Origin of the sequence: Marinobacter nitratireducens (assembly GCF_000708045.1) — a bacterium.
GTDB classification, from domain to species: Bacteria; Pseudomonadota; Gammaproteobacteria; order Pseudomonadales; family Oleiphilaceae; genus Marinobacter; species Marinobacter nitratireducens.
This window is the reverse complement of sequence record NZ_ANIE01000006.1, coordinates 284,646-296,819: the sequence shown is the minus strand read 5'-3', so window position 1 is coordinate 296,819 and position 12,174 is coordinate 284,646. Positions and strand designations below refer to the sequence as shown.

Annotated in this window: 11 protein-coding genes; 10 read left to right on the top strand and 1 reads right to left on the bottom strand. The window is 57.6% G+C overall.

All coding sequences use genetic code 11. From position 1 onward, the window contains the following. The first annotated feature begins 12 nt into the window (after positions 1–12). The 9 genes from murD (at position 13) to lpxC (ending at position 10,535) form a co-directional block, all read left to right on the top strand. Complete coding sequence (gene murD, locus D777_RS11000; RefSeq protein ID WP_036131942.1) at positions 13–1,356, top strand: UDP-N-acetylmuramoyl-L-alanine--D-glutamate ligase; 1,344 nt, start codon at positions 13–15, stop codon at positions 1,354–1,356. After that, positions 1,353–2,552, top strand: coding sequence for a putative lipid II flippase FtsW (gene ftsW / locus D777_RS10995; protein ID WP_036131940.1), 1,200 nt, complete (start codon positions 1,353–1,355; stop codon positions 2,550–2,552). Before murD ends, ftsW begins: the two co-directional genes overlap by 4 nt. After that, entirely contained in the window at positions 2,545–3,630 is a 1,086-nt protein-coding gene (murG, locus tag D777_RS10990; RefSeq protein WP_036131938.1) for an undecaprenyldiphospho-muramoylpentapeptide beta-N-acetylglucosaminyltransferase, read from the top strand. Before ftsW ends, murG begins: the two co-directional genes overlap by 8 nt. After that, the gene (murC, locus tag D777_RS10985; RefSeq protein ID WP_036131936.1) at positions 3,623–5,068 is read left to right on the top strand and encodes a UDP-N-acetylmuramate--L-alanine ligase; all 1,446 of its coding nucleotides are present in this window, start codon (positions 3,623–3,625) and stop codon (positions 5,066–5,068) included. Before murG ends, murC begins: the two co-directional genes overlap by 8 nt. Further along, on the top strand, positions 5,061–6,041 hold the full coding sequence (locus D777_RS10980) for a D-alanine--D-alanine ligase (protein ID WP_036131934.1): 981 nt from the start codon (positions 5,061–5,063) through the stop codon (positions 6,039–6,041). Before murC ends, D777_RS10980 begins: the two co-directional genes overlap by 8 nt. Continuing rightward, entirely contained in the window at positions 6,034–6,873 is an 840-nt protein-coding gene (locus tag D777_RS10975; protein ID WP_036131932.1) for a cell division protein FtsQ/DivIB, read from the top strand. Before D777_RS10980 ends, D777_RS10975 begins: the two co-directional genes overlap by 8 nt. A gap of 36 nt (positions 6,874–6,909) precedes the next feature. Beyond that, positions 6,910–8,145 (top strand): cell division protein FtsA, encoded by a 1,236-nt coding sequence (gene ftsA, locus D777_RS10970; protein ID WP_036131930.1) that lies wholly within the window; start codon positions 6,910–6,912, stop codon positions 8,143–8,145. Between the two features lie 98 nt (positions 8,146–8,243). Continuing rightward, positions 8,244–9,401, top strand: coding sequence for a cell division protein FtsZ (gene ftsZ, locus D777_RS10965; RefSeq protein ID WP_036131928.1), 1,158 nt, complete (start codon positions 8,244–8,246; stop codon positions 9,399–9,401). Positions 9,402–9,617: 216 nt separating this feature from the next. Beyond that, the gene (gene lpxC / locus D777_RS10960) at positions 9,618–10,535 is read left to right on the top strand and encodes a UDP-3-O-acyl-N-acetylglucosamine deacetylase (RefSeq protein ID WP_036131927.1); all 918 of its coding nucleotides are present in this window, start codon (positions 9,618–9,620) and stop codon (positions 10,533–10,535) included. An 11-nt stretch (positions 10,536–10,546) separates the two neighbouring features. On the opposite strand, the gene D777_RS10955 is transcribed toward lpxC, so the two are convergent. Next, positions 10,547–10,969 (bottom strand): DciA family protein, encoded by a 423-nt coding sequence (locus tag D777_RS10955; protein WP_036131925.1) that lies wholly within the window; start codon positions 10,967–10,969, stop codon positions 10,547–10,549. A gap of 260 nt (positions 10,970–11,229) precedes the next feature. On the opposite strand from D777_RS10955, the gene D777_RS10950 reads away from it, so the two are divergent. Next, positions 11,230–12,165, top strand: coding sequence for a M23 family metallopeptidase (locus tag D777_RS10950; RefSeq protein WP_227501743.1), 936 nt, complete (start codon positions 11,230–11,232; stop codon positions 12,163–12,165). The last annotated feature ends 9 nt before the right edge of the window (positions 12,166–12,174 follow it).

Below are 12,174 nucleotides of genomic sequence, written 5' to 3'. Positions count from 1 at the left end.
GAAGCTTCGGATATGAGTGTCATCGTTTCAGATCGTCGCACATTGGTCGTAGGGCTCGGTAAAACCGGGCTTTCCTGCGTGCGCTATCTGTCCGGTCTGGGCCGGGATATTGCGGTGGCCGATAGCCGCGAGATGCCCCCCGGGCTCGACGCGCTGAAAACAGAGTGGCCAGACGTCCCGGTGTATCTCGGAGCGTTTGATGCGGAGCTGTTTGCAGGCTTTAACGAGCTGATCGTGAGCCCGGGCATCCCGATTTCAGATCCGGCGATTGCCGCAGCGAAGGAGCGGGGTGCCAGCATCCGGGGCGACATTGATCTGTTCACCGAAGCGGCTGACGCACCCATTGTTGCCATTACCGGATCCAATGGGAAAACCACGGTGACGACGCTTCTGGGGGAGATGGCGAAGGCGTCCGGACGCAAGGTGGAAGTCGGTGGCAACATTGGCACACCGGCCCTGGACCTGCTGGAGCGCGGCGCGGATCTTTACGTGCTCGAGCTTTCCAGTTTTCAGCTTGAGACAACGGCAGAGCTGAACGCCGAGGCCGCGACTGTATTGAACGTCAGTGACGACCACATGGATCGTTACCCGAACAAGATGGCGTACTTCCAGGCCAAGCAACGGATTTTCCGGGGTTGTCGAACTGCCGTGGTAAATCTTGATGACGCCCTGAGTACGCCAATGGCCCGTGACACACTGCGTTTCCTTTGCTTTGGTTTCCATCGTGTCAATCCGGATACCTTCAGTACCCGTGATGACGACGAGGGAACCTGGATTACCTTTGGATTCGACAACTTGTTGCTGGCGAGTGAATTGAAATTGATGGGGCGCCACAACATCAGCAATGTGATGGCGGCACTGGCACTCGGACATGCTGTTGGTTTGCCCATGGCAGTCATGCTGGATGTGGCCAGGGCGTTCACCGGGCTGCCACACCGGTGTGAATTTGTTCGCCGTTTCAAAGACGTGGATTACATCAACGATTCCAAGGGCACAAATGTCGGCGCAACGGTTGCCGCGATTGATAGCTTGGTTCCGGTCAAAGGCAAGGTTGTCCTCATCGCTGGCGGCGACGGCAAGGGGGCAGATTTTGCCCCATTGCAGGCACCTGCCGTTGTGCACTGCCGATCCATCATTGTCTTCGGACGTGATGCTGCAAAGATTGCCGACGCGGTGGGGGCTGGCGTGCCAGTCCGTTATGCAAAGGATCTGGCGCAGGCGGTCACAATGGCTGCGGGCGACGCCAAGGCGGGAGACCGCGTGTTGCTTTCGCCCGCTTGCGCCAGTTTTGACATGTTCCGTGATTATGGCGATCGGGGTGATCAGTTCCGGGAACTGGTGGAGGCCTTGCGATGAGTACTGGAATCGCTATGCCGAATCATAATCGCTGGCTTGGGGAAATCCAGCCTTTGCCGACGCTGATTATCAGTGCTGTCGCCTTGCTGGTGATGGGCGTCATCATGATCTCCTCCGCCTCGATGGATATGGCCTCGGAAACGGTGGGGAACAGCTATCACTATGTCATCCGGCAGCTGCTGTTCGCCGGGCTCGGCTGCGTGACGGCACTGGTGACGGTTAATGTCCCGGTTGGTTGGTGGGAGCGGAGCGGCTGGCTGCTCCTCGGGATTGGGCTTCTGGTACTGGTGCTGGTATTGACGCCTCTTGGTCGCACGGTGAACGGCTCCACTCGCTGGATTCCGTTCGGGCTTTTCAACGTGCAGGTATCAGAGGTGGCAAAGCTTTGTCTGATCGCCTATCTGGCCAGTTACGTGGTTCGTCGACGAGATGAGTTGCTGAACACCTGGCCGGGATTTCTAAAGCCGCTCGTGGTGTTGGGAATTGCGTCGGTACTTCTGGTTATTCAGCCGGATTTTGGTGCCACGGTGGTTCTGGTGACGGCCTCTGCTGGAATGATCTTCCTGAGTGGCGTGAGGTTGACCCGGTTTGTGCCCCTTATTGTTGTACTTGTCGTGCTCGGTGGTTTGCTGGTTGTGACCCAGCCCTACCGATTGAAACGGGTGGTCAGCTATCTGGACCCATGGAAAGACCAGTTCGACAGTGGCTATCAGCTTACCCAGTCATTGATCGCGTTTGGTCGGGGTGAATGGGGTGGAGTCGGCCTCGGCAATTCCATCCAGAAATTGTTCTATCTGCCGGAGGCGCATACAGATTTCATTTTCGCCATTATTGCCGAGGAGTTTGGCCTGCTGGGTTCGCTGACCGTGTTGGGTCTGTTTACGTTGCTGGTGGTGAGTGGATTTGTCATCGCCCGCCGTGCAGAAAAAGCCAATATGCCTTTTGGGGCGTGCTTCGCTTATGGCATCACGCTGCTGATCGGACTTCAGGCCACCATCAATATCGCCGTGAGTACGGGCCTGTTGCCGACCAAGGGCTTGACGCTGCCACTGGTCAGTTATGGTGGCTCCAGCCTGATGATCATGTGCGCGTCCATCGGCATTCTGGCGCGGGTGGAAATGGAGCGCCTGGACCAGGAACGGTTGGCCCGGGAAAAGTCCGGGACAGGACCCAGAGGAGGTGCGTCTTATGACTAGGCCTCTGCGGTTTCTGATGATGGCGGGCGGTACTGGCGGTCACGTATTCCCGGCACTGGCGACCGCGCGGGCGCTGGAAGCTCAGGGGCACGAGGTGTTCTGGCTTGGCGCCAGTGGCGGTATGGAAGAGCGGTTGATCGCTGATACCGGTATTCCGCTGTCGCTAATCCATATTTCCGGTCTGCGCGGTAAGGGCAAGCTGGCTTTATTGATGGCTCCGTTCCGGTTGATGCGGGCGCTCGGTGAAGCGTTTACGGTCATCCGGCAGGTCCGGCCTGATTGCGTTGTTGGTATGGGCGGGTTTGTGACCGGTCCCGGTGGTGTCGCTGCCTGGTTAAATAGGACGCCGCTGGTTATTCACGAGCAGAACGCCATTGCGGGGATGACGAACCGCATTCTGGTGCGTTTCGCCGAGAACGTTCTGGAAGCATTTCCCGGTAGCTTTGGTCCTGACGTCGTCACCCGTTGCACCGGCAATCCCGTTCGACAGGATTTGGCGACCTTGCCGGATCCGGAAGGAAGGTTGGCGGACCGTCAGGGACCGCTTCGCTTGTTGGTGGTGGGAGGCAGCCTGGGGGCTCAGGTGTTTAACCAGCAGCTACCTGAAGCGCTGGCCCAGTTGCCGGAGAATGAGCGGCCGAAGGTACGTCACCAGTGTGGCGAGAAAAATCTGGAGGCCGCCAGAGCTGCCTATGCGCAGCAGGGCGTTGAGGCCAGCGTAGAGCCTTTTATCAAGGATATGGCAGAGGCCTACCAGTGGGCTGATCTGGTGCTTTGCAGATCCGGAGCATTGACAGTGTCTGAACTATGCGCCGCTGGTATCGGTGCGTTGCTGGTGCCGTTTCCCCATGCCGTGGATGACCATCAAACCCGGAATGGCCAGCAAATGGTGGAAGCTGGCGCGGCCATCCTGATTCCACAAACCCAGCTGACACCTCCGGTGTTGGCCCAAACCCTGGCCGATCTCTCGGGGGATCGTGGCCGGGTAACGAATATGGCGAAGGCGGCGAGAACACTCGCGCGCCCGGATGCAACGGAGAGAGTCGTGAATTACTGTCTGGAGGCCGCCAATGGCTGATGCAAACAACCCGCCGCTGGTCTACCAGGTCCCGGAAATGCGCAGGATCCGCAATATCCACTTCGTGGGTATCGGCGGCGCCGGAATGAGTGGTATTGCCGAAGTCCTGAAGAACCAGGGATACGAAGTGTCGGGCTCCGACATCAAAGAGGGAGCGGTCACCGAGCGACTCAAAGCCATGGGTGTTGTGGTGCAGATCGGTCATCGGGAAGAAAACAGCGCCCGGGCGGATGTGGTCGTTGTGTCATCGGCGGTCTCCTCTGATAACCCCGAAGTTGCGTCGGCCCGCAGTCGCCGCGTGCCCATTGTTCCCCGTGCTGAGATGCTGGCGGAGATAATGCGGTATCGCCACGGTATCGCGGTTGCCGGAACCCATGGCAAAACCACCACCACCAGTCTCATTGCCTCGGTTCTGGGTGAAGCTGGCCTGGATCCGACCTTTGTTATTGGCGGGAAGCTCAATAGCGCCGGGACCAACGCGAAACTGGGTGGTTCCCGGTATCTGGTGGCAGAGGCCGACGAAAGTGATGCGTCGTTCCTGCATCTGACGCCAGTGATCTCCGTGGTGACCAACATCGAAGCCGATCACATGGATACCTACGGCGGCGATGTCGAGAAACTGAAGCAGACATTTGTCGACTTCCTTCACAACCTGCCTTTTTACGGAGTGGCGGTGATGTGTGTTGACGATGCGTACGTCCGCGAAATTATTCCGAGGATTTCTCGCGCCATCATTACCTACGGTATTGAGAACGACGAGGCTGACTACCGGGCTACCGACATCGAGTCCGACGGCCTGCGCACCCGATTTGTGGTTAAGCGCCCGGGTGGTCGCAGTGATCTCGAGGTCGAGCTGAAAATGCCGGGTCGCCATAACGTGCTGAACGCGCTGGCGGCCATCGCCGTGGCTACCGATGAAGGTGTCGCTGATGAGGCTATCTGCCAGGGGTTGGCTGGTTTTGCTGGCGTTGGTCGCCGGTTCCAGATTTACGGTGATTACCAGACCTCGAAGGGCAACATTACCCTGGTGGATGACTATGGCCATCACCCCACGGAGGTGGAAGCCGTTATCCGAGCTGCCCGGGATGCCTGGCCGGGGCGGCGTCTGGTGATGCTTTACCAGCCGCACCGCTATACCCGTACCCGTGATCTCTACGAGGATTTCGTTCGGGTGCTGTCGGAGGTTGACGGGCTTCTGCTTATGGATGTCTATTCCGCCGGTGAACCCGCAATCCCTGGCGCTGATGGACGGGCCCTTTGCCGTAGCATTCGGCAGCGAGGCAAGATCGAGCCGGTCTTTGTTGAAGACAACAACGAGATTGAAAGTCTCGTGGCCAGTGCATTGCAGGATGGTGACCTGTTGATAACCCAGGGAGCCGGAGATATTGGCGGCGTTGCGGCGCGACTTGCCGCGGCAGGAGTAATCGCAAGTGACTGATAACCATCATTCCGACATTCGTGCTTATCAGGCGTCTCCGGACCTTGTTCGAGCGTTGGGACGCGTGGCGGTGTTCATGGGTGGTGACTCCGCCGAAAGGGAGGTGTCCCTGAAAAGTGGTCAGGCGGTCCTGGCAGCACTGCAGTCAGCGGGCGTGGATGCGTATGCCGTCGATGTTCGTGGCTGCTTGCTCAAGACCGTGGAAAGCCCTGAGTTCGATCGGGTCTTTATAGCCCTGCACGGGCGCGGCGGCGAGGATGGTACGTTGCAGGCGATCCTGTCCCAGGCCGGTATTCCCTACACCGGGAGTGAGATGCTGGCATCTGCCTTGGCGATGGACAAACTGAGAACCAAGTACGTGTTCGAGGGCTGCGGACTGCCGACCCCGCGGTTCCGAACCATGCAGAGCGAAGACGAAGCCGTCCAGATCATCAGTGAGCTGAAGCCGCCGCTGAGTGTGAAGCCTGCGCGCGAGGGATCGAGTATCGGGATCCGAAAGGTGCAGACGGCCCAGGAGCTGGCAGACGCCTACCGTGAAGCCGAGCAGTTGGATGCGCAAGTTCTGGTCGAAGAATGGATCGAAGGGCCCGAGTTCACGGTCAGTCTGTTGCAGGATCGGGCGTTGCCCGCGATCGGCCTGCGAGCGAGTACAGATCACGTGTTTTACGACTACGAGGCGAAATACCTGGCAGACGACACCAACTACCGGGTTCCCTGCGGCCTGGCGCCGGAGGACGAAATCCGCCTGCAGCAGCTAGCCCTCGACGCCTTTCGCGTTGTTGGCTGCCGGACTTGGGGGCGAGTGGATGTGATGCAGGACCAGGACGGTGATTTCTGGCTGCTGGAAGTCAACACCGTGCCGGGTATGACCGATCACAGCCTGGTGCCGATGGCTGCTCGCGCAGCGGGTATCGGCTTTGAGGAGCTGGTGGTGAGGATTCTCCGTGACACCCTGGAGGATGCGGATGCTTGAAACATTGCTGATCCGGAGCCGGGCGATTCCGTCCGAGCCCCCGCGGCGTCGGGGGGCGACTTCCCTCGGCCCTGAGCGGGACCGGTTTGGCGTGCTCAAGGCGGTGCTTGCGTCTGTACCCTGGCTGCAGGTTGGTATGGGGGCGGCCATTGTCATGCTGGCTGCGATGGTGCCCTGGGGGACCAGCAAAGTCCTGGGAGCCATGGATCAGCAGATTATTGCGGTGGATGTAAAAGGCGAATTTGTCGGTGATAACCAGGGTGCGATTGAGCGGGCGGCGTCGGAGTGGATTGGCAAGAGTTACTTCTCCACCGATCTGTCGGAGATCAAGGCCGGGCTGGAACGTCGGCCATGGGTGGCATCTGCGGCGGTTCGGCGGGTGTGGCCGGGGCGGCTGGTTATCGACATTCGCGAGAAAAAGCCTTTGGCGTACTGGACCGATGGCCGTCTGGTGAGTCGCACCGGCGAACTGTTTACACCGCCAAATCCAGAGGTTGCGGGTAAATTGCCTCGTCTGTCCGGACCGGATGGACGTGTGCGGGAAGTGATCGAAATGGCCCAGAGCATGAACGAAAAGCTGGTGAGTCACGGACTGTTATTTGCCGGGCTTGCACTCGAAAAGCGGGGTGCGTGGACGCTGGAGCTGGCGAACGGAATTCAGGTCGTGCTGGGCAGGGATCAGGTAGAGCAGCGTTTTAATCGCTTTATAGCGGTATATCAGACCCGGCTGGAATCCCGGTCGGAAGAAGTCAGTCGGGTAGATGCGCGCTACACCAATGGTGTAGCGGTGCAATGGAAGTCGGAGGTTCAGGCTTCCGGTCCGAAATCCTAGTAACGGTTAATTCAGACCTACGGTTTGGTGAAATACATGTCATCGGTTGAAACGGAAAACATGATTGTCGGCCTCGATATCGGAACCTCGAAGGTGGTTGCGATTGTTGGCAAGCGCAAAATGGACGGCACCATCGAAGTGGTGGGCATCGGCTCGCACCCTTCCAGAGGGCTGAAGCGCGGTGTGGTGGTGAATATCGAAACCACCGTCCAGGCGATCCAGCGCGCGGTGGAAGAGGCTGAATTGATGGCAGGGTGCCGGATTCACTCGGTGTACGCCGGTATTGCCGGTAGTCACATCAAGAGCCTGAACTCCCATGGCATCGTTGCCATCCGGGATCGGGAAGTGACCCAAGCCGACATAGACCGGGTTATTGATGCCGCACAGGCCGTAGCGATCCCCGCTGACCAGAAAATCCTGCACATACTCCCGCAGGAGTTCGTGATCGATAGTCAGGAAGGCATCAAGGAGCCGATGGGCATGTCCGGTGTGCGCCTGGAAGCGAAGGTTCACCTGGTGACCTGTGCGGTCAATGCGGCCCAGAACATCGAGAAGTGCGTTCAGCGCTGTGGCCTGGAAGTGGATGACATCATCCTTGAGCAACTGGCCTCAAGCCACGCAATCCTGACCGAGGATGAGAAAGAACTCGGTGTCTGTGTCGTCGATATCGGCGGTGGAACCACCGATATTGCCGTGTTTACAGGCGGCGCGATTCGCCATACCGCGGTGATTCCGATTGCCGGCGATCAGGTGACCAACGATATTGCCATGGCTTTGCGGACACCGACCCAGAATGCAGAGGAAATCAAGATCAAGTATGCCTGCGCGCTGACCCAGCTGGCGGGTGCCGATGAGACCATCAAGGTGCCCAGTGTGGGTGACAGGGCGCCGCGTGATCTTTCCCGCCAGGCGCTGGCCGAAGTCGTAGAGCCGCGTTATGAGGAACTGTTCACGCTGGTTCAGTCGGAGCTGAGACGGTCCGGGTTTGAGGACCTGATTCCAGCAGGCATCGTCATTACAGGCGGTTCGTCAACCATGGAAGGGGTGGTTGAACTGGCTGAGGAGATCTTCCACATGCCGGTAAGGCTGGCCTGTCCGCAGGCGGTCTCCGGTATGACGGAGGTGGTCAATAACCCGATCTACGCCACCGGCGTGGGGTTGTTGATCCATGGCTTCCGCCAGATGGATCTAGGGCAGGAGCCTGTGCTCAAGGGGGAGGATGCACCCTCGCTGGTAGAGCGCATGAAAGCCTGGTTTACCGGTCATTTCTGACGGTTTCCGGGAAGCAGTACACGAAGGTATCTCGAAAACACAATCTCGAACGAACAGCCTGGTACAAGGCTGGAAAACAGCACGAAGGAGTAGGGAAAATGTTTGAACTCGTCGATAATGTCCAGCAAAACGCTGTCATTAAAGTCGTAGGTGTCGGTGGAGGCGGCGGCAACGCTGTTCGTCACATGCTCAACAGCGACATCGAAGGTGTTGAATTTATCTGTGCGAATACCGATGCGCAGGCGTTGACCGACATGGACGCGCGTCAGATCATCCAGCTTGGTGGCAACATCACCAAGGGCCTGGGTGCTGGCGCCAATCCGGAAGTCGGCCGTCAGTCCGCCCTGGAAGACCGTGATCGTATCGCGGAATCCCTGAAAGGCGCTGATATGGTCTTTATCACTGCTGGCATGGGTGGTGGTACGGGTACCGGTGCGGCTCCGGTTGTGGCCGATGTGGCCCGGGAACTGGGGATCCTGACCGTGGCGGTTGTCACCAAGCCGTTCATGTTCGAAGGCGGCAAGCGCATGAGTGTTGCCGAATCCGGACTGAAAGAGCTGGAAGAGAGTGTCGACTCTCTGATCACCATCCCGAACGAGAAACTGCTGGCGGTCATGGGCAAGAAAACCAGCCTGCTGGATGCGTTTGCCTCCGCCAATGACGTTCTACTCGGTGCGGTTCAGGGCATTGCCGACCTGATCACCCGCAACGGTATGATTAACGTCGACTTTGCTGACGTCAAAACCGTGATGTCCGAGATGGGTATGGCGATGATGGGTACGGCCCGTGCAACCGGTGAAAACCGTGCCCGGGAAGCGGCCGAAGCGGCTGTCCGCAGCCCGCTGCTTGAAGATATCAATCTGCAGGGTGCGAAGGGTATCCTGGTGAACATCACCGCGGGCATGGACCTGAACCTCGGTGAATTCTCCGAAGTGGGTGATATCGTTCGCGAGTTTGCCTCTGATGCGGCGACGGTGGTGGTAGGTACCGTTATTGATCCGGAAATGACGGACGAGTTGAAGGTGACCGTCGTTGCGACCGGACTGGGTGGCGATCACGAGAAGCCGACCAAGGTCGTGGATAACACCCGTACCCTGGATGGCACAACCGACTACAATCAGTTGGATCGGCCTGCAGTGCTGCGTCGTCGTGCCGTGTCCCATGGTAATGTGGCGATCGATCAGAGCAAAGAGAGCGAAGAGCAGGGCGTGGACTATCTCGATATTCCCGCATTTCTTCGCCGTCAGGCGGACTGATAAGCTGCCTCAAATTTTCGGCAGAGTGGGGCTCCGTGCTTGATATTTGGAGCTATTTGCCCGGCTCTCGCGGTGAGGCGGCTGACCATTGAAGATGGCTATGGTTGTTTTTAGGTAATGTCATCTTGGTTAAATGGTACTCAGTCTTCGATTCTGGTATCCTCCGGGCAGATTTTTGCCCAGAATACCGATTATTTGTGACGGAATGATGAACCGATGATCAGACAACGGACACTCAAAAACACCATCCGTGCGACCGGCGTTGGCCTGCATTCGGGGGAAAAGGTTTACCTGACCCTCAAGCCTGCCCCGGTTGACACGGGTATCATCTTCCGCCGGACGGATCTGGACCCCATGGTCGAAATTCGTGCCTGTGCGGAAAATGTGGGTGAGACCATGCTGTCCACGACGCTGGTAAAAGACGGTGTCCGTGTGGCGACTGTGGAGCATCTGCTCTCAGCCATGGCTGGTCTCGGTATCGATAACTGCTACGTGGAACTGAGCGCCGCCGAAGTGCCCATCATGGATGGCTCTGCTGGTCCGTTTGTGTTCCTGCTGCAATCTGCCGGTATTTCCGAGCAGGAGGCTGCCAAGCGATTTATCCGCATCAAGCGTGAAGTGACCATCGAAGAGGGCGACAAGAAGGCGACCTTCCTGCCGTTCGAGGGCTTCAAGGTCAGCTTCGGTATCGACTTCGACCATCCAGTCTTCAAGGGTCGTGCCCAAACCGCCACGGTGGATTTCTCCAGTACTTCTTTCGTCAAGGAAGTCAGCCGCGCACGTACCTTCGGGTTCATGCGTGACATTGAGAAGTTGCGGGCGATGAATCTGGCGCTCGGTGGCAGCGTGGATAACGCGATCGTGGTTGACGACTACAAGATTCTTAACGAAGACGGCCTTCGTTACGATGACGAGTTCGTCAAGCACAAGGTACTGGATGCCATCGGTGACCTGTACCTGCTTGGTAACAGCCTGATCGGTGAATTCCGCGGTATCAAATCCGGTCACGATCTGAATAATAAGCTGCTGCGTAAGCTCAGGGCGGAAGAGGATGCCTGGGAAGTGGTTACCTTCGATGACGAGGCGACCGCCCCGATTTCCTATATGAAACCTGTGCTGGCGGCCCAGGCTTAAGGCAGGACGCTTTAATCCCGGACGTGGCTTGCGAGTTTTTCGAGAACCTCGCGTAGTTTTGTATCCTTCGTGTGCCCGGCTTCCTCTTTGAGGAGCCGGGCATTTTCTTTACTGAGAGGTGAGCGTCGTACCGGCGCCCTTTCTCGAAAGCGTGGCGGTGCCACTTTAACCCTGAGTTTCCAGACATACTGAAAAGGCTCGACCTCCCTGATCTGTGCCATAATCTCGTGCTGGCGAAACCGGATTTGGCTTGCTTTGCCGGCATTTTCGGCGGACAGTACAAGTTCCCCGTCTTTGTAGCTGACGAATCTTGTGCCCTGGCGAAAAGTCTCGGGTATGGCCTGGAGAAGTAGCTCTTCTGCCTGACGATGCAGTTCGGCCCTGGCGACCAGGTCGTTCAGCTTGGGCGTGCCTTTGAGGTTGTCGAAGGTCATTTTCTGATCACTTTTTCACGGCGTTAAGGCGTTTTTACTCGACGGCGCTGTTAACGATTGGTTACACTTCGGCACGGTTTATGCGTAGTGCCTTTATTACATTCGTTTTACCTTGTGAGTAACGAGTGTGTCTACCGGGCTCTGCGATTTTTCAGTACGTAGATGTTGTCATGGATGGCAAACCCGCTCGGATCTTTATTCCGGAGCGCAACACTACAGGAAGCAGGGGTTGCAGCTCATCGATGAAAACTGAAAATAGTATGAACATTATCTTCGTTGGTAAACACCACGGAAAGTCCCGCGTTGTAAGCCTGAACTGGGCGGTGGGTCTCGGTTTGCTGGTTGCCGCATTGGCCCTCGTTGTAGGCTCTGGGTGGGCAGGATATCAGGCGGCGCTTCAACAGGTAAAAGCCGCAGAACCGACGCCGTCCGAGTTGGTCAGCTATTGGCAGAGCCGGCTTGAAGAACAGAAAGCGGAGCTGGCATCTGTTGAACTTGAGGCCCAGCAGGAGATTGACGCACTGACGCTGAGGCTGGGTGAGATGCAGGGCCGAATGCTTCGGCTCGACGCGCTTGGTCAGCGATTCGTCGAAACCGGCATTGTCGCCAGTGAAGAATTCAATTTCGAGGAACCGGCCGCCATGGGTGGGCCCGAAAATGCGTCTGAACCGGAATCGTTCACGGCGCCGGCACTGAGTGCCATGATTGAGCGTATGGAAGCCCAGTTGGCGGATCGTGAACAGCAGCTTCGCTTGCTGGATGAGCTCGCGTCCCAGAAAAAACTCGAGGAAGAAATGTACGTCGAAGGACGTCCGATCACCTGGGGGTGGTTGTCTTCCAAATACGGTTACCGCTCAGACCCGTTTACCGGCAAGCGCACCTGGCATGATGGTGTGGATTTGGCGGGTAAAGAGGGCAGCGATATTATTTCTGTTGCTGGCGGCGTTGTGACCTGGGCGGGAGAGCGGTACGGGTACGGTAACCTGGTCGAGATTGACCATGGTGATGGTCTCGTGACCCGTTATGGTCACTGCAAGACCGTAAAGGTCAAGGTTGGTGACATTGTTCAGAAAGGTCAGGTGGTTGCTCTTATGGGCAGCACCGGGCGTTCTACCGGGCCTCATGTCCACTTTGAGGTTAAAAAAGACGGTCGCTCCAAGGATCCCGTAAAGTACATCGCACGCTCCAGCCGTTAACCGCTCGTT

What these genes read in the sequence shown, in the direction of transcription:
- murD (WP_036131942.1), top strand. Translation starts at nt 13, where the DNA reads ATGAGTGTCATCGTTTCAGATCGTCGCACATTGGTCGTAGGGCTCGGT.
- ftsW (WP_036131940.1), top strand. Translation starts at nt 1,353, where the DNA reads ATGAGTACTGGAATCGCTATGCCGAATCATAATCGCTGGCTTGGGGAA.
- murG (WP_036131938.1), top strand. Translation starts at nt 2,545, where the DNA reads ATGACTAGGCCTCTGCGGTTTCTGATGATGGCGGGCGGTACTGGCGGT.
- murC (WP_036131936.1), top strand. Translation starts at nt 3,623, where the DNA reads ATGGCTGATGCAAACAACCCGCCGCTGGTCTACCAGGTCCCGGAAATG.
- D777_RS10975 (WP_036131932.1), top strand. Translation starts at nt 6,034, where the DNA reads ATGCTTGAAACATTGCTGATCCGGAGCCGGGCGATTCCGTCCGAGCCC.
- ftsA (WP_036131930.1), top strand. Translation starts at nt 6,910, where the DNA reads ATGTCATCGGTTGAAACGGAAAACATGATTGTCGGCCTCGATATCGGA.
- ftsZ (WP_036131928.1), top strand. Translation starts at nt 8,244, where the DNA reads ATGTTTGAACTCGTCGATAATGTCCAGCAAAACGCTGTCATTAAAGTC.
- lpxC (WP_036131927.1), top strand. Translation starts at nt 9,618, where the DNA reads ATGATCAGACAACGGACACTCAAAAACACCATCCGTGCGACCGGCGTT.
- D777_RS10955 (WP_036131925.1), bottom strand. Translation starts at nt 10,969, where the DNA reads ATGACCTTCGACAACCTCAAAGGCACGCCCAAGCTGAACGACCTGGTC.
- D777_RS10950 (WP_227501743.1), top strand. Translation starts at nt 11,230, where the DNA reads ATGAACATTATCTTCGTTGGTAAACACCACGGAAAGTCCCGCGTTGTA.